The sequence below is a fragment of the Rhizobium sp. WW22 genome (genome assembly GCF_047041135.1).
Classification (GTDB): domain Bacteria; phylum Pseudomonadota; class Alphaproteobacteria; order Rhizobiales; family Rhizobiaceae; genus Rhizobium.
In genome coordinates this window covers 1,167,364-1,191,519 of record NZ_CP178198.1, presented here as the reverse complement: position 1 = coordinate 1,191,519, position 24,156 = coordinate 1,167,364, and the positions used below count along the sequence as shown (strand labels likewise).

The following is a 24,156-nucleotide window of genomic DNA, read 5'->3' as shown; positions in this document are numbered from 1 at the left end:
CCCGATGTAATGCCAATCAATCGGGGCCTGCGACATCGAGCTGGTGAGCCATGGAAACGGCCACGCGACGGTCGTTCTCATTGGCGATGGAGAAGGCCTGCTCCTGCATGTCTTCCATCCAGCTACAGTCCTTCGGCTTGCACTTGTCGAGTGCCGCCGTCATGAAGGCCAGACCGCGAATGGATTGCCCCTCCTGGAACAGGAGATTGCCAAAAACGGCCATGGCGCCCGGATGGCCGCTCTTGCGCGCCTGGTTCAGCCATTTCTTGGCCTGCTGAACGTTGGTGGCGCCGCCCTCGCCTGATAGCATCATCTGCGCCAGCTGGAACTGCGCCTCCGGCACGCCGAAGGTGGATGCCACCTGGAAATAAAGCTGGCGGGACTGATTAAGGTCGATCTTTACGGGGCTATTGGGAATGCCGCTTTTGTAGTAGCTCGCAAGCGCCAGCAGCGCGTTGATGAAGAAACCGGTGTCTTCCGAACCTGGCTCCACGCCCTGCTGGGCGATCTCGCTATAGATCTTGAAAGCTTCGAAATCGTTCTGCGTCACGCCATCGCCATCGGCATACATGTTGGCCAAGGCCCAGCGGGAGCCGGTATGACCCTTTTCGGCGGCATACCGATAGGCTTCGACCGCCTCTTCCTTCTGCCCGTTCTTATAGGCTTTGAAGCCGAATTTGAAGAGATCGAACGGACCCGATTCCTTGGTGACGCCGGCATTGATGTCGAATGCTTTGGCTTGCCCTGCCAGCACCACCGCAGTGGCAAGAGACAGGCTGAGCATCATAACTCTCGCTGATATGAACTCGGACTTAAACATAACAGTCGATTTCTTTCGCTCCATTCGGACCTGTTACGGCGCTTGCACAAACGCCGCCAGTTTCACGAATGTTTTCCCTGATGGCGCACGAGACTGGATCGCCCTTCGAGAGGGCGGCTCCTGTGGCGTCCAACCGATGCTGTTTGCCACATTTGCGAGCATAGCTTGCAATTATGTCCAAACCAGCATTTGTCCGGCCGCGATCACGTCCCGCCGCTAAAGCAGCGTTCGCAATCGTCTTCCGATAATGGAAATCAAAGATCGTCCGGTTGACGATTTCCCTTGGCAGACAACGATTTTTCCCCCGCGTCGGAAGCATCATGGCTCCGATCCCCGATTTTTGCTTATGCCAAAGTGGAAGTTCACCCATCAACCGCTTACGCACTTTCTATAAGGCTTGCCCCTATGCCTGCGTAATCGCTGCTCCCCATTTGTGGCGGGAAATGGACAAATTGTAATCTCATCACGTGGCTGCAATGTCTTGAAATAGAGTGTTGCTAATTCGTCACAAAAATTTTATCGGACTTGAGATTTCTTTAACCATAAATCAGGCAGAAGACCCGGTTTACGCTCCACTTTTCCCGATCCAATAAAAAACGTCGCGAAACCCGTGAGAGCTCGCGACGTCGATAATAAAGTGAAGGAACTGTCGTTAGGCTCCTTCAATTCAGCGGCTTGTCATCAGAAGCTGACTTTCACCGATGTCTGAAGAGCGGCGACCAAGTCATTGCCGAAGCTGTAGGTCGCATCGTTGCCATAGACGACACCGCCACGCGTGACCGGTCCGGACTTGCCTGATGTCATGAGGCCGAGAGCGCCGCCAAAATTGAACTGAACATGCTCGGTCGGCTTGTAGGCCACACCTGCGCCGAGGGTCCACGTATCGGAGTTCATGCCATAGCCGTCGCTCGCGCCGCGATCCCAGGTCAGACTGACGGCACCGCTCCACTTGTCGTTGAACTTGTGCCCGACACCGCCTGTGATCGTCCAGCCATCCTTGTACAGCAAGTCAAGCGAGGTGAGCTCGGTGGGGCCATTGGCCCTGCAGGATATGCTGCGCGTGGAGCTCGGGCACAGCGCGATGCTTTGCAGGACGCTCCAGTTCGTCCATTTGACTGAGCCGAAGGCGAGCCAGTCCGGCGCGATGCCAGTCTGTACCTTCCACTCCAGGGAGTCGGGAGCATCGGCCGAGCCGAAAACAGAGGTTACCTTGCCACCAAAGCCTGGGACGACAGGCGGCGGTACTTCGGTCAGGTCGACGCTACCCTTCAGATTGTCGTATTTGACCCGGCTATTGTAAACGAGGCTCGTACGGAAGGCATATTCCGGAATTTCGTAGGCGATACCGGCGCGCCAGCCCCAGCCGTGACCGTCGATGTCAAGCGAACCCATGCCGTTGTAAACGGCAGAAATCGGAGCCGGAGTGGCGTAGACGAGGCGCGACTTGTAGCCGCTGACTTCCTGATAGAAACCGCCGCCGATCAGACGCAGTTGCCCCGGACCCGCATCGAACTTGTACGAGCAGGTGGCCGAATAGTTGTTCGTGCGAACCTTGACTTCGGTTTCGTTATTGGCGCCAGCCCAATTTGCACCTTCGTTGAGGTGCCCGCCGAAAGGCTGCGAATAGTCGGCCATGCAGTCGAGATCATCGGTGATGCCGATCTTGAAGGCGGCATAGGGAATGGCGTAATTTTCCGCCGCATCCGTCGAACGGTTACGGTTATTGAGATTGCCGTCGGCCGGATTGATGTCCTTGGCATTCTTCAGTTTACGGTCGGGCATGACGTAAGTAACGCCTGACTCGAATGCATAACGGCCTTTGTCGAAAAGCAAATCAATATCATAGCCGCCACGATCAAGGCCGCCCGCGAAGGCAGCACTGGCGAAAGACGAGCTAATAACGAGTGTAAGTGCGCTCCTCAGCGCAACAGAAAATGCCATTGTATCTCCCCCACATGTGCATTCAGTGGCTTGATTGTTGCGATGATCGCGTGAATTGGCAATGTGGCGCATAAGAGCACAGGTCATGTAAGAGATTGATTGATTTACGTAAGAAAGCGAACCCCGCCTCTGAAAATCTATCAGTGTAGGTAATTTTTTCTTTCGAAATAGCATTTTCGGCCCCTGATAGATTCTCATTCTTCACCGCAACAATTCTGTTACAATATGACAACAGTTTTGCTTTTCGAGCGCGTCCAACAGCTTCAGGGGTAGTCTGTTTCGCCTGTGCGAAACTGGCGGCGATGTGGCGGCACATATCCAGTCAAACGCATCGAATCGATGGGGATAAACAAAAAGGCATGCGGCGAATACCGCATGCCCTCCAATTTGTATTTACTAAATGCGAAGCGCGATCTTCGGGCTTCGACGCCTCAGCCGGCTTCACTCACCCGGGCCAGCGCCACCTTGAGGCTCGCCTGTTGCCCCTCGAGTTCGCCAAGACGCTCGCGCTCGGCAGCGACGATGTCCGGATTGGCATTGGCAACGAACTTCTCGTTCGAAAGCTTGCCGGCAATACGAGCGATCTCCTGATCGTTCTTGGCAATCGCCTTTTCGAGGCGTGCTTTCTCGGCGGAGAGATCGATAAGGCTGCCAAGCGGCAAGCAGACCGTCGCCTCGCTGATGACGATCTGGGCGGCGCCCTTCGGTGCCGTATCGGCAAGCGAAACCGATTCCACGCGCGCCAGCCGCTTGATGGCGGCATCGTGACGGAACAGGCGCGCGCGCGTCAGGCTATTGGCATCGACAACGACCAGCGGTGCCGTTGCAGCCGGCGGCACGTTCATTTCCGAGCGAACAGAACGAATGCCGGAGACCAGATCGATCAGCCAATTGATTTCATCGGCGGCGACATTGTCGGCATAGGACGGTGCCGGCCAATCCGCATGGCAGATCAGGCCATCGCGTTCCCTGCCCTCGCCCGCCGTATGAGCCCAGAGCTCCTCGGTCATGAAGGGCATGAATGGATGCAGCAGCTTGTAGGTCTCTTCGAGCACATAGGCTGCACAGGACTGCGCCTCCGCCTTGGCACCTTCATCTTCGCCATTGAAGATCGGCTTCAACAGCTCGAGATACCAATCGCAGAACTGGTTCCAGATGAAGCGATAGAGAGCGCCTGCCGCATCATTGAAGCGGAAGCTTTCCAGCGCCTCGGTCACGTCACGCTCTGCGCGCGCCAACTCCGTCAGGATCCAGCGGTTGACGGTGAGCTCGGCAGCTTCCGGCACGAAATGCGGATCGCTCTTGGCGCCGTTCATTTCGGCAAAGCGCGTCGCGTTCCAAAGCTTGGTGCCGAAATTGCGGTAGCCGGCGATGCGGGCAGGATCGAGCTTCACGTCGCGACCTTGTGCGGCCATGATCGCCAGCGTGAAACGCAGCGAATCGGCGCCGTACTGATCGATCAGCTCAAGAGGATCGATGACGTTGCCCTTGGACTTCGACATCTTCTGCCCGTTCTTGTCGCGCACCAGGGCGTGGACATAGACCGTGTTGAACGGCTCGACAGGCTCACCACCCTCGTCCTTCATGAAGTGAAGGCTCATCATCATCATGCGGGCAACCCAGAAGAAGATGATATCGAAGCCGGTGACGAGGACGTTCGTCGGATAGTAGCGTGCCAGTTCCGGCGTCTCATCCGGCCAGCCGAGCGTCGAGAAAGGCCAAAGCGCCGACGAGAACCAGGTGTCAAGCACGTCTTCGTCGCGCGTCAGGATTTCGCCCGGCTTGAAGTTCTCCAACAGGTCCTCGACATAGGCCTTCATCGGCCCTTCATGCGACAGATAATGCTGGATCGCGGCCTGCAGTGCCTCTTCCTCGGTCTTTTCGACGAAGACCTGGCCATCGGGACCGTACCAGGCCGGAATCTGATGGCCCCACCACAGCTGACGGGAAACGCACCATGGCTGGATGTTTTCCATCCAGTCGTAATAGGTCTTATCCCAGCTTTTCGGAACGAGCTTCGTACGCCCTTCGCGGACCGAGGCGATCGCCGGTTCGGCGAGCGTCTTGGCGTCGACATACCACTGTTCCGTCAGGCGCGGCTCGATCGGCACGCCGCCACGGTCGCCATGCGGAACCATGTGCTTGTGTGGCTCGATCTTGTCCAGCAGGCCCGATTCTTCGAAAATGCGGACGATGATCTTGCGCGCCTCGAAGCGGTCCTTGCCTTCCAGCTCGTCCCAGGCCCCGTGCAGGGCTGCAGGGTTGTCGAGACCTTCAAGGAAATCCTCGTTGTCCTTGATGGTGATGGTCGCTTCCGGCGTCAGAATGTTGACAACGCGTAGGCCGCGGCGCTTGCCGACGTCGAAGTCGTTGAAATCATGCGCAGGCGTCATCTTGACCGCGCCAGTTCCGGCCGTCGGATCCGGATATTCGTCGGCAACGATCGGGATGCGGCGACCGACGATCGGCAGGATAACATGCTTGCCGACGAGCGGCTTATAGCGTTCGTCTTCCGGATTAACGGCAACGCCGGTATCGCCGAGCATGGTTTCCGGCCGCGTGGTGGCGACGACGAGATAATCGCGCGTTTCCCACTCCGTCGGTTTGCCCTCTTCGTCGAAGGCGATCGGATGCTGATAGGTGACGCCGGGTTCCAGCGGATAACGCAGGTACCAGAGATTGCCGTTGACCTCGTGCTGCTCGACTTCGATGTCCGAAATTGCGGTCAGCATCTTCGGATCCCAGTTGACCAGCCGCTTGTCGCGATAGATCAGACCTTCCTTGTAGAGTGTGACGAAGACTTCGAGAACCGCCTTGGACAGACCCTCGTCCATTGTGAAGCGCTCGCGCGACCAGTCGCAGGAAGCGCCGAGGCGCTTCAGCTGGTTGAAGATCAACCCGCCGGACTCGTCCTTCCACTCCCAGACCTTCTGGATGAAGGCTTCGCGTCCCATCTTGTGGCGATCCGGCTGCTGGCGTTCGGCAAGACGGCGTTCGACGACCATCTGCGTGGCGATGCCGGCATGGTCCATGCCCGGCTGCCAGAGAACGTCCTTGCCGCGCATGCGCTCGAACCGCACCATGATGTCCTGCAGCGTGTTGTTCAGCGCATGGCCCATGTGCAGCGAACCGGTCACGTTCGGCGGCGGTATGACGATCGTGAAGGTTTCCGCGCCCGGTTTGGCGTTCGCGCCGGCGCGAAAGGCGTCGGCCTCATCCCATTTTTGGGCGATCTTCGGTTCGACGGTGGCGGAATCATATGTTTTGTCGAGCATTTTAGGACCGGATCTAGAGGACTGGGTGATGCGGGTTGTAAATAGGATGGCTGTGGGCAAGTCAATAAAAAAGCCGCCCCGGAGCCCGGAGCGGCGGATCGGCTACCCGAAGCTCAGGCCTGTCAGCGGCGCGAACCGCGAGCCACCCTTTCGATTTCCTCACGCACGAGGCGCTCCACAAGGGTCGGCAAGTTATCGTCGAGCCATTCCTGCAGCATGGGGCGCAGCATCTCCTGGGCAAGCTCGTCAAGGGAGCGACGCGGACCGCCGTCAACGATGGCGGCCAATTCCTCGAACGAGCGGGAAACCTGTGCGCCGGCGGCTTCCGACATCAGCGGCGATGCGGATACGGCCTGGGCCGACGACAGGGGCGCTTCCACTTCCATGGCAACGGCTGGTTCCGGCGCCTCAAAAATAGGTGCCTCGACGGGTGCTGCGACCTGAGGCGCCATAGCGGCAGCCATCGGCTTCTGCTCTTCCATCTCGGGTTCAACCTCGGCCACCCGCAAAACAGGCTGAGCAACCGGTGCGGCAACATCTCCAATGGCCTGTCTCAGAGGGACATCGGCGATCGGCTCGACGTGTACCTCGGCGAGGCGTGCGGCTATGGCTGGCGGCAGCTCACGCGGCTGCGGCTCCCGCCCGGCATTCAGCAAGGCGGCGGTATTGCGTTCGGAGGCAGCGCGCACGCGCGCGGCAACATCGGCCAGCGACAGACCGCGGCCGGCTCCTTCCGGCTCGACAGCGGGCGCCTGCGAATTTGCCGCAACGAAACGCGGGTCCTGCTCGGCAGCGCGTGCGCGATCGGCGGCGGCGAATTCTTCATCCACAGTCAATTGAATGTCGTCGTCACGCATGCCGGAAGCGGCAAAATGCGTCATGGGGGTCGGCTTGGCACCTACGGGTTCGTTGCTTTCGATGATCCTGCGGATCGACGCCAGAATTTCTTCCATGGACGGTTCACGCACTACATTTGGCTGAGCCATATTCATCCCCGTTTTCCCATATTCGACGACCGGAAACTCGCACCATAAACTCGCCAGGCGGCACCCGAATCAGGGCCACCCTAGATGACTGTCTTCGGGAACAAAATCACCTGAAAAGCACTAAACCCGGTGATGCACAGTTTTGTTACGATCACGACGAATCGCTCTGCTAAGCGTGATTCTGCCACAGGGCGCGACAATAAAAAACAGGCACCCGAAGGCGCCTGTCGCAAGCTCAATCATCGGACCTTCACGAAATCAGAAGACGAATTCCTTGGCCTTGGCAAAGCCCGGCAGCGGCTTGATCGAGGCGTTGAAGAAGACGTTTTCCGAAAACGCACCGCGTTCGCGCATGAAAACGGTCGCGCGCGCGGCATGGCCATAGCCGATAACGGTGATAAGGCGGCCATCTTCGCCGAGCTGGTCGAGCAGGCCCTGCGGCAATTGTTCGATCGAACCGTTGAGGAAAATCACATCATAGGGTGCATCGGCGGCATGACCCTTTTCAAGGTCACCGCCAACGACAGTCACATTGTCGTAGCCAAGCGCGGCAAGATTAGCCTTCGCCTGAGCCGCGAGCTCCTCGTTGGATTCAAGCGCGATAACCTTGCCGGCGAGAAGCGACAAGACGGCGGACACGTAACCCGTGCCGCAGCCGACATCGAGAACCTTGTCATCCTTGGTGATGGCGCCGAGCTGCAGCAGCTTTGCTAGCGGCGAGGCTTCCATCAGGAAACGGCCAGGAGCGACCTCGATATCGCAATCGACATAGGCCAGGAGCTTCGACTTCTCCGGTACGAAATTTTCGCGCGGCACGGCGAAAAATGCATTCAACACGGAATGGGAGGTGACATCCGTCGTCCGGATCTGGTTCTCGACCATCTTCACGCGCGCTGCTTCGAAATCCATCTTATCCTCTTGCGCCCTTGGTGCCAGAACGAGCTGGCTCTACTTTCTGTTACGCGTGTCTTAATCGCCTGACGCCGCGCTTTCAAGGCATTGCGGCAACAGCCGCAGAGATTCATGGCGAGGCGTCGCCGACGAACAACAATTGATATCCGCAAATACAAGTCAGCTACAAGTCAGCGCCCTGCATCCGGGATATGCGACATCTTGCGGATCCGCCATGCTCCGGACCGGGACGTCTGTTAGCAAAATGTTAACTTCGCGCGACCACCCTTCGATGCGTTGGACCCGTGTGGTGACCAATCGACCTTCCGGCCCGAAGCCATTCGGCCCAGATATTAAATTTGAATAGAAGGTGGCTGGGGATGCCTGTTTCTCTCGTTCTTTTCGTCGTAACGTCGCTGCCGCTGGTGGTTTTTCTGGCCGCGAGTCTTTCCTCGATGATGTAGGTTTTCCGAATGAGGCTTTCGCTCTTCGCCGCAGCGCTTCTCCTTCTCCTGCCCCAAGTCGCGTTGAGCGAGGAAACATCAAGCGAGGATGAGGCGAAAGACACAGCCCCGATCATCGGACATGTCATTACCGGAAAGCAGCTCGACGAATGGTGCGAAGAGGACCGAACGCTCGCTTCGGTCTATATTCAGGGCATTCTCGACGAGGCCCAGCGAACGAAGAACCTGACGATCCGGGCCACGAAGCAAACTCCAAAAAACTCGTCGCGCTACGAGCGCTACCTTCAACAGTTCGTAGGCGCTTTCTGTCTGCCGCCCGAGCTCAGCAATACAAAGGCAACGACGATAGCCTGCAAATGGATGGCGGAGCACTCCTGGCAACTGGAGCGGCCCGCCAGCTCTCTGATCGCACGCGCCTATAAATTCGCGTTTCCATGTCTTGAGGAATAGGCCCGCCAGCAAGGCCCGATGTTCCATGCTGCAACGCCGCGGCGGACATGTCTCAAATTTTCGAGCACCGATCCAGATGACGGCCCTGTCCGCCAATATTGCGTACCGAATGCACAGCGGAGACGCTCTTGCGAGATAGGATTGCCATCAAGTGGAGAACACCGCGTGCGATGCACGAAGGCGCAGTCTCGCATCTCCGTTGACAAATACTAAGTCCATCTTATAATTAGCATGCTGAATTTGATTGACCTCTAGTCCAGCAAAAGGCGGCCCAGTTTTTTCCCTAGACTGGACCGCTTTTGCTTTTGATGGATCGCGAATTCAGCGGCACCGTCAGGCTGGCGGCTTCGTCATAACCCACAATCCAAGTTCATCCCACCGTAAGGAAACTGCAGTTCCCAGCCGCTGGAGTTAATGCTCCGGCCGCGATCTCTCGTGATCACGGCGTAGCGATCCTTTGCTCGAGGCTTTGATTAGCTGGATGGAACGGCCGAAATCATATTAAGTGGTGAATGCGAGGAAAGCTCAGGGGCAACGATTGCCAAAGCTGAAAACACAAAATGAAATCAGATACTTATAAATCAGTTTTGAAAGAGATGGAGGCCTCGCCCGGAATCGAACCGGGGTGCAAGGATTTGCAGTCCTCTGCGTAACCACTCCGCCACGAGGCCATCCGAAAGCAATTTGCGTTGTGGTGGCGCGGATTTAGAATGATCCAAAGAAAACCGCAAGAGGGTTCATTCCGAATCCTGTCCTTTTTTCATTTCGAAAAGATATTTGCTCATGCGGGCGAGCAAAATGCCGCCCCCTCGGCCTTAACGAGCGCTCGGTTTCAAGCGGACGGGACACGCCCGATATAGACAATCAGACGCGCCTACCCGATCCTTCATTGGCATCGGCAAGGACCGACTGCAACATGAGACGCAGCTGCCGACAACGGGCAAACCCGGATGCTCCGCCAATCGCGCCGAATTATCGCGAACCAACCGGGTCTCAGGAGCAAAAGAACATTGCCGGCTCGGGGAATCGCCACCCGTCCGGAGGCGCGGTCGATGCCAGCCCATTCAGGTAGGTTATAGGGACCTAAGGTAGATGCTAGAATTAGTACTACCGGTTTGTACGCCACCCACAGACCGGACAGTGCCGCGTCCGACGAGACTACGCCCCCAGTAATGTCGTCGGACGCACCACAGCCAAACAGCGGCGATCGCAACGGGGCGGAAGCCGGACAAGCTGCCCTCCTCTCCGCTACAGAATGATACTCAGTTTTCCCGCCCGACAACTGTTTCACACGCACAGTTCAGTAAAGTGTCTCGAGATCGCGACGCACACGGACGGCAAACGGCTGAGCTCGATTGCCGTTAACATCATACTTCAGCCGTCTCTACCCTCACTCGCCCCATCGCCCGCCGTCTACTCTAACGCGTAGCGGCGTAAACGCTTTCCGTTTCGTGGGCAGGGCCTATTCAAGTGTGATCCGACAGCGTTGTGACCGACGAAGCTCCGCGAATTGCGTCATTTTTGCAACAACGCTGGTTTTCAAGTAGGGCACATATAGTTCCATACCCTTAGTATCTTGCCAAATCACCGAAGCAGGTTCAGGAAATAGTTCGCGAGGCTTATTACTTCGCACCTACTGATAGGGAACATGAACGGGATGGGGTTGGGCACGTCGTCTTTCGGCGCGATATCTCATGCCCAATCAAGAAAGATTGGAGTTATTATGAACATCAAGAGCCTTCTTCTCGGCTCCGCTGCTGCGCTTGCAGCAGTATCCGGTGCTCACGCGGCTGATGCGATCGTAGCAGCTGAGCCGGAGCCGCTGGAATACGTCCGCATCTGCGACGCATACGGTGCTGGCTACTTCTTCATCCCGGGCACCGAAACCTGCCTCAAGATCGGCGGTAAGGTACGTACCGAAGGTGAGTGGTACAACGCTTACAACCGTGACAGCCATCAGGGCACGCTGTGGCATACCCGCGCCGAACTGAACGTTGATACCGCAACCGACACCGAATACGGTCCGCTGAAGACCGAAACCATCGTTCGCTGGGACTGGAACGATGGCGGCTCCACCTCCACCAACCTGCTGTGGTCTTATATCAGCCTCGGCGGCTTTACGGTTGGTAAGAAGGACTCGCAGTACAATCTGTACATCGGCTACGCCGGCGACGTCATCAACGACGACGTGATCTATGACGGCCCGTACGAACTGAACCAGCTGACCTATGAATATGACGGCGGCAACGGCTTCTCGGCCGTGATCTCGCTCGAAGATTCCAACTCCGCCACAACAGGTTCGGCATCTTACGGCGCAAGCTGGTGGACGGATGACAGGCAGAACCACTACGCTCCTGACGTCGTTGCCGGTGCCGGCTTCAAATCCGGTGCATGGGGCTTCAAGGTCGTCGGCGGTTACGACTCGATCGTCGAAGAAGGCGCCATCAAGGCTCGCGTCGATGCTGACTTCGGCGCATTCACGGCCTTCTTGATGGGCGGTTGGAACACGGACGGCGACAAGCTCAACAAATACGCTGGCACCAACCAGGACGTCTCCGCTTGCACGGCACCGAACGGTACCGTCAATGCATCGAAGTGCGGCTGGGGTGACTGGGCTGTCTGGGGCGGCGTCGGCGTTCCGGTCAACGATAAGCTGAAGTGGAACCTGCAGCTTGCTTACAGCGACTCGAAGATCTTCGAAGCAACCACGAACCTGAAGTTCAACCCGGTCAAGAACCTCCTGGTCGAGCCGGAACTGACTTACGTTCATTATGACTATGCCCACGACGACACTGTTTCGGGCATCCTGCGCTTCGAACGCAACTTCTAACCTGATCAGACTTGACCTCCGATCAGAGAAGGAAGGGGGCCGGCTTTCCCTGCCGGCCCCCTTTTTTATGCAACATCCGCAATCAGCGGCTCCTCCTGCGATCAATACGCGTGTCACAGGGATCTCCAGTCAACGAAAAGGGGAACCTAGTCGATGCCCTGGCGTTTAGCGATGAAAGGGACATGGCTGACTACAGGAGTTGGAAACTTGAAACACCACTTTGCTTCACTCGCCTTGAGCGTGACACTGGCTATAGGCTCCGCGCTACCCGCCGCCCTCCCCGCGACGGCCGCGCCGCCGAGCAGTCCATCTATATCGCGCGCGTCGGATCTTATCCTTGTGCAAGAGCAAGGATCGCGCCGATGGGGTGATGACGACCGTCCCCGCTGGCGTGATCGCGATCGCCGTCACTGGCATGGTGACCGCGGCTGGGATCGCCGCCGCCATTGGGATGACAGATGGCGGGACGACCGTCGCTATCATCATCGTCGCCATGGCGGCGTGATATTCGAGATTCGGCCTTAGTGGGGCCGGTTGCTAATCGGAATGATACCTGCCAAGCTCACGCCGGACACAAGGTAGGCAGCGGGTCACTTCGAGGAATAACATAAACAATAAGGCCGCCACCGGAACTCCGGCGGCGGCCTTATTGTTTTAAGAGGAACCTGCGCCGGTTCCAAGCGTCTTCCGATCAGCGGCAGACGCGCACATGGCGGATAACCCAGCGTCCATGAACCTTGCGCTTTACCTTCTTCACATGGCAGTGATGATGATGGTGGTGATGGTAATGACGATGATGCATCGGAGCGGCCTCGGACGGCACGCTGAAGGCAAAGACCGACGCCACAGCTACTGCAGAAGCAAGAATCAGATTTTTCATGTCGAACCTCTAAAGCATTGGGGGACTATGCTGCGCGGATCGCGCATTATGTTCATGTGCCGCATCGCATTAACGGCACATGAACATGCCCTCACATTCGCGAGGGCAACCATACCTTGAACTAATTTTTCAGAAATACCACATATATCCACCCGAGAGCCGCCTCCGCGGGCTCTCGAAAAGCACCGATGCATCATCTTGGCACAATCTCATTAGCCCGCTACCATTCGCCACCCCGTGCGAAGAAGAGTGCAGCGCAAGATATTGTTATTGCATCGCAAAAATCCTGAATGAGGCATGCGCTCGATTTTCAGTCGTCCACCGAACGAAGGGGCAACAGGCGCCGAATACGTTCGTCACGAAGATAGAGACCACCCCACGCCATGATGCCGAGCAATAAACTGATAAGTTGTGGTGGAGAACCGATTTCTCCGAGACGCAAATGGGTGCAAATGGCACCGCCGAAGAACCCGGTCGTGAGGATCGCTCCAAGAACCGCGGTGCGCGGAATTGCGTAAAGAACAACGCTGATGAGGATGATCAAACCCACCACCGTGCCTAGATTGGCGGGAAAGCCCGTCTCCGCCATCTGCGGGCCAATCAATGACGGCATAAAGAGATCGACAGCGGCATCGGCCGCCAATGCAAGAATAACAATCGCGCTCAGAATCCAGCCCAGCGCCACCCCACTACGAAAGCTCGTATTCTCAGCCATTTTATCCCCAATCCGCCGAATCTGGCCGATGTCCCCGAATTGCCCGCCGGCATTGGTGCCTGGCTGACAAGCGGCGGCAATCTGGCATGAGTGGGAAAGACAGGTCAACGAGGATGCGGTGATCGAACCGAACGAGCCTCCGCGGAAATCACTACCGCGAGGCAGGTGCAATAAAACTGCAAAAATGCGCTGCTATAAGCTCGGCCGCGTTCATCAGCCTTAAGAACCGCAGAAGCGGAACTAGACTCAACCGGGCGCTCTAGCGGCGTTATCTACTTCAGTTCTGTGGAAAAAAGTGGCTCCCCGGGCCGGATTCGAACCGGCGACCTGTCGATTAACAGTCGAATGCTCTACCGCTGAGCTACCAGGGAATGCGCTTGGCGCGGTGTGAGCGGGGTAATACAAATGCTTTCCCGATTTGCCAAGCGGTTTTTTCAAAAAAAATGAATTCTCTTGCATTATTTCCTCGCGCCACCATTTCCTGTGGATGACCGATCAAAGTGAAACGACCGCAAATGCCGATCGGAATGGCCGGAAAACCCGCCGTTTTGGCATTGATCCCGCGACCCGCGAGCTGGTTTTCGGCTCTGTGAGAATCCCCCTGCCCCGATCGCGCCTTGCCCGCGTCGGCGTGGGGATAGCGCTGATTTTCGGCGGACTGCTCGGCTTCCTGCCGGTGCTCGGCTTCTGGATGCTGCCACTGGGCTTCATCGTGCTCTCGCACGACATGCCGATGGTTCGCCGCTGGCGCCGCCGCTTCGCCGTATGGTGGACACGAAAACGCCGCCCGGCAAACTAACTCTTTTATCCTATCCCGCGCGAACGGGACGAGCAGGATTGCCGACAACAGTCGCACCGGCGGCAACATCCCTGGTGACGACCGCGCCGGCGCCGATGATCGCGCCATCGCCTACCGTGATGCCGCCGACCAAGATCGCTCCACCGCCGATCCAGACGCTTCTGCCTATCGTTACCGGCCGCGCGATCTCCATGCCCGCTCCGCGCAGTTCGGCATCCTTGTGATGTTCGGCACAATAGATATGGACCTCCGGCCCCAGCATGCTGCCGTCGCCGATGCGGACGCTGGCGCTGTCGAGGATGGTGCAGCCGGCATTCATGTAGACTCGGCGGCCGAGCGAGATATTGATGCCATAGGAGCAATGAAACGGCGCCTCGATGAAGACGCTCTCGCCGATCTCGGCAAAGAGCGCAGACAAAGCCGGCGCAAGATTGCCGCGCTGGGCGGGCGGCATTGTATTATGTGCATGCACAGCCTCGCGTGCCTGCCAGCGCAAGGCGTCGAGTTCCGGATCGAAACAACAGTACCACTCCCCCGCCGCCATTTTCTGCCGCTCACTGAGACCCATATTCTCATTCCTCCAATGCCTTCCGAACGTCCCGGCGGCGATCTTGCAACACCGCCCGGGGCACAGGCAAGGAAGACCATCGCGTCTTCCTGACCGAACTGCAATCTATGGGTGAATGTGCGCAGCCTACACCTTTTGATTAGCAAAACCTCAAATGCACGATCCTGAAGTGAACGCTGCTCCACAGAGCCGCTGCCCTTATGAAAAAGCCCGTCAATGCGGGATTCTTGCCCACAACAAACTGTCACACAGCTTGTCTATAACCCGCGCTACCGCGGACTTGCGCAAGACCACCGGTTCCGAGCTTTCAAAAGGAAATAGGGATATGTCGAAACTTAAAAATTACATTTCTGCCGCCGCTGCGGGCGTCATGAGCGTCGCCTTGGCGATGCCGGCTGCCGCAGCTCCGGTCAAGTTCGATTTCTGGTTCGGTCTGTCGGGCGACCTGGAACGCGTCGTTCAGACGCTCTGCAAGAACTTCAACGATTCCCAAAAGGATTATGAAGTCTCCTGCGTCAGCCAGGGTAACTATGACGCCGCCCTGCAGAACACCATCGCCGCCTTCCGCGCCGGCAAGCAGCCCGCAATCGTTCAAGTGTACGACGCCGGCACCGCGACCATGATGCTCTCCGGTGCCTATTATCCGGCCGGCAAACTGATGTCCGAAAACGGTTACAAGATCGACTGGAACGACTATTTCCCGGGTATCGCCCGCTACTACGCCACCTCGAAGGGCGAGCTGCTCTCCTTCCCGTTCAACTCCTCGACCGCCCTGCTCTACTGGAACAAGGACTCCTTCGCGAAGATCGGCAAGACCGCCGCTCCGAAGACCTGGGAAGAAGCCGCCGAAGACATGAAGGCGCTCAAGAGTGCCGGCTATGATTGCCCGATGGCCATCAACATCTCCGGCAACGAAAGCTGGCAGCTGATGGAACAGTTCTCCGCCATTCACAATCAGCCGATCGCCACAAAGAATAACGGCTATGACGGCCTCGATGCCCGTCTTGAGGTCAACAAGACCAAGTTCGTCAAATATGTGACCGACCTCAAAAGCTGGTACGATCAGGGCCTCATCAAGATCAAGTCCAAGGACCTCGGCCAAGACATGGTTCAGGCCTTTGCAGCGGGCGATTGCCAAATGATCATGACCTCAGTCGGCGACCACGGCACGGTTGGCAAGACGCAGAAAGCCGGCATGAACTGGGATGTTGCCGAGCTTCCGGTCTATGCCGGCACCGAGCGCAAGAACTCGCTGGTCGGCGGCGCTTCGCTTTGGGTTCTCTCCGGCAAGTCGGCTGACGAATACAAGGGCGCCGCTGCGTTCCTGAACTTCATCCACGACCCCAAGACCGCTCTCTTCTGGTCGACCAACACCGGCTACATCCCGGTTACGAATTCCGGTTTTGAATTCATGAAGTCCTCCGGCTTCTACGACAAGGCTCCCTATAAGGGCCGCGAAGTCGCCATCGCCAGCTTGACCGCTTCCGAGCCGACCCCGATTACCCGCGGTATCCGTCTCGGCAACTTCACGCAGATCCGCGCTGAGTTCGGCAACCAGATGCAGGCCATCTTTGCCAACAAGGTCAGCGTCCAGGAAGGCATCGACAACCTCGTCAAGAACGGCGACGCCGTGCTCGAGCGCTTCGAAGCCACCTACAAGGGCAAGCAGCTGCCGTAAGCAGCAAAACTCGTGCCACGCAGCGTCCGTCGGGGTTTCCCGGCGGACGTTCGTTATGAGGGCAAGAGTGCCATCGGAATTCCAAGCCGGAAGAGACAATGGAAAAGCGAATAACCTTCAACAAATGGAGCGTCGGCATCCTGTTCGCAGTGCCGCAGCTGCTCCTAATCTTCACCTTTTTCTATTGGCCGGCCGGTCAGGCGATCTTCTGGTCCCTAACGCTGCAGCAGCCCTGGGGCGGCGGCAATATCTGGGTGGGGCTCGATAATTTCAGATCCATCCTTGCCAATTCCGATTACTGGAACTCGGTCACGATCAGCATCGCCTTCGCAGCCATCAGCACCGCGATTTCCATGGTGGTCGCGCTGATCCTCGCTGCGCTGACCGACCGGCAGTTGCGGGGCTCAAGAATCTACCGTGTCGTGCTCATCTGGCCTTACGGCATCGCTGCTCCCGCATCGGCCATGGCCTTCCGTTTCATCCTGGCGCCTGAAGCCGGCTTCATGTCCATCGTCAATCACTATTGGCCGGGATTTTGGGATCCGGGTCTCGATGGCAACGCCGCCATGGCCTCGGTCATCGCCGCCTTCTCCTGGAAATATATCGGCTACAGCTTCATCTTCTTTCTCGCCGCCTTCCAGGCCATTCCACGCTCGCTGATCGAAGCAGCCGCCATGGACGGCTCCGGCGTGCTCCGCCGCTTCTGGGATATCCAGTTCCCGTTGATCACGCCGACGATCTTCTTCCTGCTCGTCATCAACATCACCGAAAGCTTTCAGGATTCATTCGGCATCGTCGACATCATGACATCGGGCGGCCCGCACAACTCGACCAACCTCATGGTCTACAAGATCTATTCGGACGGCTTCAAAGGTCTCGATTTTTCCGGGGCGGCGGCGCAGAGCATCATTCTCATGCTGCTGATCGTCCTGCTGACCATCTTCCAGTTCCGCTTCATCGAGAAGCGCGTGCATTACCGTTGAGGCTGACATGATCGAGCGCACCCCCATCCTTAATTTCTTCACTCATCTAATCCTGCTCATCGGCTTCATCATCGCCGTAGGCCCGCTGGCCATCGTCGCCATTGCGGCATCGCATAACATCGCCGACGTCAACAAAGTGCCGATGTCGCTGATCCCCGGTTCGGATTTCTGGGTCAACATGCAGACGGCATGGACGACCGCCAATCTCGGCCCCAAGCTGCTGAACAGCCTGATCTTCGCCACCGGCGTTGCGGTGGGCAAGGTGCTCATTTCGGCGATAACGGCCTTCTCCCTGGTCTATTTCCGCTACCCTGGGCGCCATTTTATTTTTTGGCTGATCTTCATAACGCTCATGCTGCCGCTCGAAGTGCGTATCGTACCGACCTATGCCGTTGCCGCCAACGTCCTGTCACCCTATCAGGGGCTGCTCGACCTCACCGGCATCACCTGGCTCATCGCAAAGCTTACGGGTATCGAAGTCTCGCTGAACCTCGGGCTGCTCAATTCCTATCCCGGCCTGATCCTACCGCTGATCGCCACGGCGACAGGTACGTTCCTCTATCGCCAGTTCTTTCTGACGATACCGGATGAGCTGACGGAAGCCGCTCGCATGGACGGCGCCGGTTCGCTGCGCTTCTTCATCGATATCCTGATGCCGCTGTCGCGCACCAATATGGCTGCCCTCGGTACCATCATGTTCCTCTGGGCCTGGAATCAGTATCTCTGGCCGTTGCTCGTCACTACCGATCCGGCGCATGCAACCGCCGTGACCGAACTCAAGCAGCTCATCCCGAACATCGGCGGCCTTCCGGAATGGCACATCGCCATGGCCGGTACGCTGATCGTCATGCTGCCGCCGCTGGCCGTCGTCGTGCTGATGCAGCGCTGGTTCGTTCGTGGGTTGATCGCAACCGAGAAGTAATCTCGTTTCCTGCCGCGCCATATTTGCAGGCGCGGCAGTCACCTGCGATCGAGTATTCATCGATATCGCGCCGGAATATCCCTGCGCAAACGCAACCTTCACCTAAACTCCGTGGACCTGCGACACATAAAAAGCCCGGAAGTCGGGAAAACTTCCGGGCTATACCTACTGAAAACTTATGTTTGAAATCAGCTCGCCAGCACCTTCAGCGGCGTGACGGAGGCAACGGCGTCGAGCCGCAGCCCGGTGTCCTGGGCGAAGAGGTGGGTGTGCTGCTGCGGCAGTTCCAGCGCAACCGACTGACCGGTCTGGCCTGTCGTATGATCGGCAACGGCGACAGCGAAGCTCGAACCGTTGATATCGCAATGGATGACACGGCCGGCACCGAGTTCTTCGACGAAATCGACCGTTGCCGGGATAGCACCGGGCGTGCCGGCAGGAACGAGGCGTGCATGTTCCGGCCGGAGGCCGAGGGCAACCGGCTGGCCGGCATGGCGCTTGCCGATGTTGGCGTCGATGGCGATCGGAATGCCGTCGAAGATGAATTGCTCGCCATTGGCCGCGAAAGTGCCTTCCAGGAAATTCATGGCCGGAGAGCCGATGAAGGAGCCAACGAAACGGGTACGCGGCGTGTTGTAGACCTCGAGCGGCGTGCCGACCTGCTCGACATTGCCCTTGTACATGACGACGAGCTTGTCGGCGAGCGTCATGGCCTCGACCTGATCATGCGTCACGAAGACCGAGGTCGCCGACAGACGCTTGTGCAGGCGGCGAATTTCGACACGCATCTGCACGCGCAGCTTGGCATCGAGGTTGGAGAGCGGTTCGTCGAAGAGGAAGACCTTCGGCTCGCGTATGATGGCGCGGCCCATGGCGACGCGCTGGCGCTGACCGCCGGAAAGCTCGGCCGGCTTGCGTGCCAGGAAATCTTCGAGGCCGACGATCTTGGCGGTTTCCCTGATGCGGCGGTCACGCTCGGCGCGCGGCACGCCGGCGACCTTGAGCGCATAGCCCATGTTGGCTGCGACATCCATGTGCGGATAGAGCGCGTAGTTCTGGAAGACCATGGCGCAGCCGCGCTCGCGCGGCTCGAGCTGGTTGACCACCTTGCCGTCAATGCTGATTTCGCCCGAGGTGATATCCTCAAGACCGGCGATCATGCGCAGCAGGGTGGACTTGCCACAGCCGGAAGGTCCGAGGATGACGACAAATTCGCCCGATCGGAAATTCAGGTCGACGCCATGAACGACCGGATTGCGTCCATAGGCCTTGCGAACTTGTTCGATGCGGATTTCCGCCATTTTAATCTTCCCCGCCTGTCCATTCTCGGCACGTCAATCGGGTGGACTGCTAGCGAATTTGCATTACAGAACAGTGACAAGCATTCCTTATACCACAAAGGAGATCGAGTTTTCCCTACGAGAGTTGCGTGTGGCATTCGCTTATGTAACGCGTGGTAGTGAAACCATTCGACGGTCTGCGTCGTATAAGGGTTTCCGCAGCCAAAAGGCATGCGAGAAGCAACAGAGGATGACCGATCGGCCAGGACCATGACAACAGCGATAAAAGAGCCGAACCCCATCCTGCTATGGTTTCGCAAGGATCTCCGCCTGGACGACAACCACGCGCTGCAGTCGGCGGCAACATCGAGCCGCCCTCTAATTCCCGTCTATATTCGCGAGCCGGGCGCAACGGAGCGTGGCCCACTTGGCGGAGCACAGGAATGGTGGCTGCATCATTCGCTCGCTGCCCTGCAAACCGCTCTTGATGCAGTTGGGAACAAGCTCATTCTTCGCCAGGGCGATGCCCTGACGGTGCTTAAAAAACTCATTGACGAAACCGGGGCCGAAGCCATTGTCTGGAACCGTCGATACGATCCGGCCGGTATCGAGGTGGACACCCAAATCAAGAAGGCTTTGCGGAGCAAGGGCATCGAGGCCAACAGCTTTGCCGGTCAGCTGCTGCACGAACCCACGCGCCTGCGCACGGGAACCGGTAACCATTACAAGACTTACACGCCGTTCTGGCGCGCATTCGAGCAATCCGGCGAGCCGCCGTTTCCGATCGAGGCGCCCCGAAGGCTTCTTGCGCCCCGCCGCTGGCCGCAATCGGACGCGCTCACCTCTTGGTCACTACTACCCACCAAGCCGAACTGGGCATCGGAGTTTCCGGACATATGGACGCCAGGTGAAGCCGCGGCACAGGAAAAGCTCAAGACTTTCGTCGATGGCGTCATCGATGGTTATGCGGTCGGCCGCGATTTTCCGGATAAATCGTCAACCTCCCTGCTCTCGCCGCATCTGGCGCTCGGAGAGATATCGCCTGCCCGCATCTGGCACGCAACACGCGGACTATCCGGCAAGATCCCGAACGATGATATCGTTCGCTTTCGCAAGGAGCTTGTCTGGCGGGAGTTCTGCTATCATCAGCTCTTTCATTTCCCAAAGCTCCGGACAGCCAACTGGAACGATCGCTACGATGATTTTCCCTGGCTATCGGATGCCAAGCTGCTGGCAAGCTGGCAGCGTGGCCAAACAGGTTATCCGATCGTCGATGCCGGCATGCGGCAGCTGTGGCGCCATGGCTGGATGCACAATCGCGTTCGCATGATCGCGGCATCTTTCCTGATCAAGGATCTGCTGATCGACTGGCGCGAAGGCGAAGCCTGGTTTCGCGACACGCTCGTCGATGCCGATCCGGCCGCCAATACGGCAAACTGGCAGTGGGTGGCGGGCTCCGGCGCCGATGCTTCACCCTTCTTCCGCATCTTCAATCCGGTGCTGCAGGGCGAGAAATTCGATCCGGATGGCGGCTATGTCCGAACTTTCGTGCCGGAGCTCTCCAAGCTCGACAACAAATATATCCACCGGCCGTTCGAGGCGCCTGATGACGTGCTCAAGCGTTCAGGAATAGAACTCGGCAAACACTACCCCCGTCCCATCGTCGATCATGCCACGGCGCGGCAGCGTGCGCTTGCCGCGCACGCATCGCTTAAAGATGATGGATAGGCGCTATTCCGCTGGATGCGCCGTGATATGCGGCCCCGCCGGCCGGCGCTTGCTCCCGTTCCCCAAAAAATACCTGAGCACCTTGAAATACAGGCTATAGGGCAGAAACTTCAGCAGCTTTGCCCGATAGACCATGCTCTTCGGGAAACTGATGTCGAAGGATGGTGATTTCAACCCGGCGGCGATCGCATCCGCCGCCTGCTGTGCCGACGCGATCTCAGGCATGTCGAACTTATTTTGAGCCGTCAACGGCGTGTCGACATAGCCCGGGGTGATGAGCTGGATGCGGATGCCCATGCGATCGAGCTCGAAGTTCAGGCTTTCCGCCATGTTGATCAGCGCGGCCTTGCTGGCTCCGTAAGCCGCACCGCCGGGAAGTCCGCCATAACCGGCGACGGATGAGACAAGGGCAACTTGGCCGTATCCCCGCGCCCGCATATGCCGCACCGCCGGAACGAGACAATTGACGACACCGTGAAGATTGACGGCAAAACTGCGTTCGAACACTTCGTGATTAAGATCTTCGCCCCGGGCCGGCAAATAGACGCCGGCGTTCAGAACCGCCAGGGCAATGGGGCCGTGCTGATATTCAATTGCCGCAACTGTGTGCTCCATGTCCTCTGTATCGGTCACATCGCCGTCGAGCACGACAATGCTGCCTGCAAGCGCGCTTGCCTCGGCCTGCAGCGCCAGAAGCTTGTCGTGGCTGCGCGCCGTAACGGCGAGCTTGTAGCCTTCCTCTGCCAGCTTCAGCGCGAGCGCGCGGCCGATACCGGAACTGGCGCCGGTAATCCAGACGACTCCGTGTTCAGGACGTGCGATGAACGGGCTCATGGCTCTTCTCCTTGGCTGGCGGCCGCCTACATCAAACGCTTGAACTGCGGCCGTCCGTGGCATTTTAGAAATAGCGCATCATTGTGGCCGCTTTCGGCCAGACTGACGGCGTCATCGGGAAAACAATGTCACCAATTGGAGACCGAGGACTTGAATGAAAGAGGGAGGCCGAGACGCCCGCCAAGTCGAATTTTGCGAGGCGAATAGATAGCAAGGAACAGAATTTCTTGCCTATCCCGCCTTGTGAAGGGAAAAGACCGTTCTTACAGTAGTTGCGAACAGAAGGCAGATTCCAATGACCGTCCATCCGTCCGTCCTCGAAGCAATTGGCAATACGCCGTTGATCAAGCTCAAGGGCGCCTCCGAGGCGACGGGCTCGACCATTCTCGGCAAGGCCGAATTTCTCAATCCCGGTCAATCGGTGAAGGATCGCGCCGCGCTCTACATCATCCGCGACGCCGAGAAGAAGGGGCTGCTGAGGCCGGGCGGCGTCATCGTCGAGGGCACGGCCGGCAATACCGGCATCGGCCTGACGCTGGTTGCCAAGGCACTCGGCTACCGCACCGTCATCGTCATTCCTGAGACACAGAGCCAGGAAAAGAAGGATGCATTGAAACTGCTCGGGGCCGAACTGGTGGAAGTTCCCGCTGTCCCCTACAAGAACCCGAACAACTACGTGAAGGTCTCGGGCCGGCTGGCCGAACAGCTCGCAAAGACCGAGCCTAACGGCGCGATCTGGGCAAACCAGTTCGACAACGTTGCCAACCGTCAGGCCCATATCGAGACGACGGCCAAAGAAATCTGGTACGATACCGATGGCAAGATTGACGGCTTCATCTGCTCGGTCGGTTCCGGCGGCACGCTCGCCGGCGTCGCTATGGGGCTGCATGCCTTTAACAAGGACATCAAGATCGGTATTGCCGACCCCGAAGGTGCCGCCCTTTATGAATTCTACAAGAACGGCGAGCTGAAATCCTCCGGCTCTTCGATCACCGAGGGCATCGGCCAGGGCCGCATCACGGCGAACCTGGAGGGTTTCACGCCCGATTTCGCCTATCAGGTCACCGATGCCGAAGCGCTTCCCTACGTCTTCGATCTGGTCGAATACGAGGGCCTGTGCCTAGGCGGCTCGACTGCCATCAATATTGCCGGCGCGGTTCGTCTTGCCAGGGATCTAGGCCCCGGACATACGATCGTGACCATCCTGTGCGATTACGGCAATCGCTATCAGTCCAAGCTCTTCAATCCGGACTTCCTGAAGTCGAAGGGCCTGCCGCTGCCGGGCTACTTGGAAAAGCGCACTGAAATTGCCGTCCCCTACGAAACAACAGCGTGACCATATGACCGTCCATGCCCTCTATCGTGACGATTTCTATCTATCGGCCGCCGAAGCAGTCGTTACCGCGATCCACGAAGACGGGGGCATCGAGTTCGATCAGACCTGTTTTTATGCGACTTCGGGCGGTCAGCCTGGCGATACCGGTTTCCTCGAGCGCGGCGACGGCTCGAGGATCATGCTCGGTCAAACGAAGCATGGGCCGATCAAGGACATCATCATTCATGTCCCGCTCGAAAATCAGCCCTTGCCCATCGTCGGTGAGAAGCTGGTGCTGCATATCGACTGGGCGCGCCGCTACAAGCTGATGCGCATGCATACGGCCTGCCATCTCCTCTCGGTGGTCTGCCCCTATCCGATCACGGGCGCGGCGGTCGGCGAGGATGAGAGCAGGGTCGATTTCGACATGGGCGAGACGATCGACAAGGATGAAGTGACGGCGAAGATGATGGCGCTCGTTAATGAGAACCATCCCGTCTTCGTCCGCTGGATTACCGACGAGGAGCTGATCGCCAATCCGGGCATCGTCAAATCCAAGAATGTGCGCCCGCCGATGGGCCTTGGCCGCGTCAGTCTCGTCTGCATCGGCGAGGATTCGGCCATCGACAGCCAGCCTTGCGGCGGCACGCATGTGTCGGAAACGCAGGAGGTCGGCGCGATCCATATCGCCAAGATCGAGAAGAAGGGCAAGGAAAACCGCCGCTTCCGCATTCGTTTCGGCCCACCGACCAACGAGAATTGACCGGGTAAGCGCCTATATCTCGATATCAAGACCA

At 58.0% G+C, this 24,156-nt stretch carries 21 protein-coding genes and 2 tRNA genes; 10 read left to right on the top strand and 13 right to left on the bottom strand.

The features are described from left to right. Positions 1-16: 16 nt before the first annotated feature. The 6 genes from exoR to ACK83U_RS05960 all read right to left on the bottom strand — a co-directional run bounded on the left by exoR (position 17) and on the right by ACK83U_RS05960 (position 7,931). On the bottom strand, positions 17-820 hold the full coding sequence (gene exoR, locus ACK83U_RS05985; RefSeq protein WP_112338273.1) for an exopolysaccharide production regulator ExoR: 804 nt from the start codon (positions 818-820) through the stop codon (positions 17-19). Then, positions 813-1,142, bottom strand: a complete 330-nt coding sequence (locus ACK83U_RS05980) for a hypothetical protein (protein WP_162708078.1) — start codon at positions 1,140-1,142, stop codon at positions 813-815. The genes exoR and ACK83U_RS05980 overlap by 8 nt, the downstream gene beginning before the upstream one ends. 359 nt (positions 1,143-1,501) lie before the next feature. Beyond that, entirely contained in the window at positions 1,502-2,761 is a 1,260-nt protein-coding gene (locus ACK83U_RS05975; protein ID WP_112610133.1) for an OmpP1/FadL family transporter, read from the bottom strand. A gap of 431 nt (positions 2,762-3,192) precedes the next feature. Next, positions 3,193-6,036 (bottom strand): valine--tRNA ligase, encoded by a 2,844-nt coding sequence (locus ACK83U_RS05970; protein WP_112610131.1) that lies wholly within the window; start codon positions 6,034-6,036, stop codon positions 3,193-3,195. A gap of 122 nt (positions 6,037-6,158) precedes the next feature. Further along, the gene (locus ACK83U_RS05965; protein WP_112610333.1) at positions 6,159-7,022 is read right to left on the bottom strand and encodes a DUF2497 domain-containing protein; all 864 of its coding nucleotides are present in this window, start codon (positions 7,020-7,022) and stop codon (positions 6,159-6,161) included. A 258-nt stretch (positions 7,023-7,280) separates the two neighbouring features. Further along, positions 7,281-7,931, bottom strand: a complete 651-nt coding sequence (locus ACK83U_RS05960; RefSeq protein ID WP_112610129.1) for a protein-L-isoaspartate O-methyltransferase family protein — start codon at positions 7,929-7,931, stop codon at positions 7,281-7,283. Positions 7,932-8,386: 455 nt separating this feature from the next. Here ACK83U_RS05960 and ACK83U_RS05955 point away from each other — a divergent pair, with 455 nt between their 5' ends. Further along, a complete protein-coding gene (locus ACK83U_RS05955) occupies positions 8,387-8,827 on the top strand; it encodes a Rap1a/Tai family immunity protein (RefSeq protein ID WP_112610127.1) in 441 nt (146 codons plus the stop codon). Between the two features lie 597 nt (positions 8,828-9,424). Here the strand turns inward: ACK83U_RS05955 and ACK83U_RS05950 are convergent. Next, positions 9,425-9,498, bottom strand: a tRNA-Cys gene (locus tag ACK83U_RS05950). Positions 9,499-10,550: 1,052 nt separating this feature from the next. On the opposite strand from ACK83U_RS05950, the gene ACK83U_RS05945 reads away from it, so the two are divergent. Continuing rightward, a complete protein-coding gene (locus ACK83U_RS05945; protein WP_015339672.1) occupies positions 10,551-11,657 on the top strand; it encodes a porin in 1,107 nt (368 codons plus the stop codon). A 337-nt stretch (positions 11,658-11,994) separates the two neighbouring features. Then, positions 11,995-12,162: a hypothetical protein gene (locus ACK83U_RS05940; RefSeq protein WP_162708077.1), complete on the top strand. Its 168-nt coding sequence runs from the start codon at positions 11,995-11,997 to the stop codon at positions 12,160-12,162. A 186-nt stretch (positions 12,163-12,348) separates the two neighbouring features. Here the strand turns inward: ACK83U_RS05940 and ACK83U_RS05935 are convergent, their stop codons facing one another. The 3 genes from ACK83U_RS05935 to ACK83U_RS05925 all read right to left on the bottom strand — a co-directional run bounded on the left by ACK83U_RS05935 (position 12,349) and on the right by ACK83U_RS05925 (position 13,623). Further along, a complete protein-coding gene (locus ACK83U_RS05935; protein ID WP_112610123.1) occupies positions 12,349-12,537 on the bottom strand; it encodes a hypothetical protein in 189 nt (62 codons plus the stop codon). Between the two features lie 310 nt (positions 12,538-12,847). After that, positions 12,848-13,252, bottom strand: coding sequence for a DoxX family protein (locus ACK83U_RS05930; RefSeq protein ID WP_112610121.1), 405 nt, complete (start codon positions 13,250-13,252; stop codon positions 12,848-12,850). Positions 13,253-13,548: 296 nt separating this feature from the next. Beyond that, positions 13,549-13,623: transfer RNA gene (locus tag ACK83U_RS05925), tRNA-Asn, on the bottom strand. Positions 13,624-13,739: 116 nt separating this feature from the next. Here ACK83U_RS05925 and ACK83U_RS05920 point away from each other — a divergent pair. After that, positions 13,740-14,051 carry a hypothetical protein gene (locus ACK83U_RS05920; protein WP_015339668.1) on the top strand — a complete coding sequence of 104 codons (312 nt, stop codon included), beginning with the start codon at positions 13,740-13,742 and terminating at the stop codon, positions 14,049-14,051. A gap of 10 nt (positions 14,052-14,061) precedes the next feature. On the opposite strand, the gene ACK83U_RS05915 is transcribed toward ACK83U_RS05920, so the two are convergent. Continuing rightward, positions 14,062-14,619, bottom strand: a complete 558-nt coding sequence (locus tag ACK83U_RS05915; protein ID WP_112610119.1) for a sugar O-acetyltransferase — start codon at positions 14,617-14,619, stop codon at positions 14,062-14,064. Positions 14,620-14,944: 325 nt separating this feature from the next. Between ACK83U_RS05915 and ACK83U_RS05910 the strand changes: the two genes are divergently transcribed. The 3 genes from ACK83U_RS05910 to ACK83U_RS05900 all read left to right on the top strand — a co-directional run bounded on the left by ACK83U_RS05910 (position 14,945) and on the right by ACK83U_RS05900 (position 18,202). Next, positions 14,945-16,297: an extracellular solute-binding protein gene (locus ACK83U_RS05910; protein ID WP_112610117.1), complete on the top strand. Its 1,353-nt coding sequence runs from the start codon at positions 14,945-14,947 to the stop codon at positions 16,295-16,297. A 98-nt stretch (positions 16,298-16,395) separates the two neighbouring features. After that, complete coding sequence (locus ACK83U_RS05905) at positions 16,396-17,280, top strand: ABC transporter permease subunit (protein WP_112610115.1); 885 nt, start codon at positions 16,396-16,398, stop codon at positions 17,278-17,280. Positions 17,281-17,287: 7 nt separating this feature from the next. Continuing rightward, positions 17,288-18,202, top strand: a complete 915-nt coding sequence (locus ACK83U_RS05900; protein WP_112610113.1) for an ABC transporter permease subunit — start codon at positions 17,288-17,290, stop codon at positions 18,200-18,202. A 188-nt stretch (positions 18,203-18,390) separates the two neighbouring features. Here ACK83U_RS05900 and ACK83U_RS05895 read toward each other — a convergent pair whose 3' ends face one another. Continuing rightward, positions 18,391-19,503 (bottom strand): sn-glycerol-3-phosphate import ATP-binding protein UgpC, encoded by a 1,113-nt coding sequence (locus tag ACK83U_RS05895; RefSeq protein ID WP_112610111.1) that lies wholly within the window; start codon positions 19,501-19,503, stop codon positions 18,391-18,393. Between the two features lie 249 nt (positions 19,504-19,752). On the opposite strand from ACK83U_RS05895, the gene ACK83U_RS05890 reads away from it, so the two are divergent. Further along, positions 19,753-21,210 carry a cryptochrome/photolyase family protein gene (locus ACK83U_RS05890; protein WP_112610109.1) on the top strand — a complete coding sequence of 486 codons (1,458 nt, stop codon included), beginning with the start codon at positions 19,753-19,755 and terminating at the stop codon, positions 21,208-21,210. A gap of 3 nt (positions 21,211-21,213) precedes the next feature. Here ACK83U_RS05890 and ACK83U_RS05885 read toward each other — a convergent pair whose 3' ends face one another. Then, a complete protein-coding gene (locus tag ACK83U_RS05885) occupies positions 21,214-22,044 on the bottom strand; it encodes an SDR family NAD(P)-dependent oxidoreductase (RefSeq protein WP_112610107.1) in 831 nt (276 codons plus the stop codon). A gap of 295 nt (positions 22,045-22,339) precedes the next feature. Here ACK83U_RS05885 and ACK83U_RS05880 point away from each other — a divergent pair, with 295 nt between their 5' ends. Both ACK83U_RS05880 and ACK83U_RS05875 read left to right on the top strand, forming a co-directional pair. Further along, positions 22,340-23,380 (top strand): cysteine synthase A, encoded by a 1,041-nt coding sequence (locus ACK83U_RS05880; RefSeq protein ID WP_112415176.1) that lies wholly within the window; start codon positions 22,340-22,342, stop codon positions 23,378-23,380. Between the two features lie 4 nt (positions 23,381-23,384). Continuing rightward, positions 23,385-24,122: an alanyl-tRNA editing protein gene (locus tag ACK83U_RS05875; protein ID WP_112610105.1), complete on the top strand. Its 738-nt coding sequence runs from the start codon at positions 23,385-23,387 to the stop codon at positions 24,120-24,122. Positions 24,123-24,156: the final 34 nt, after the last annotated feature.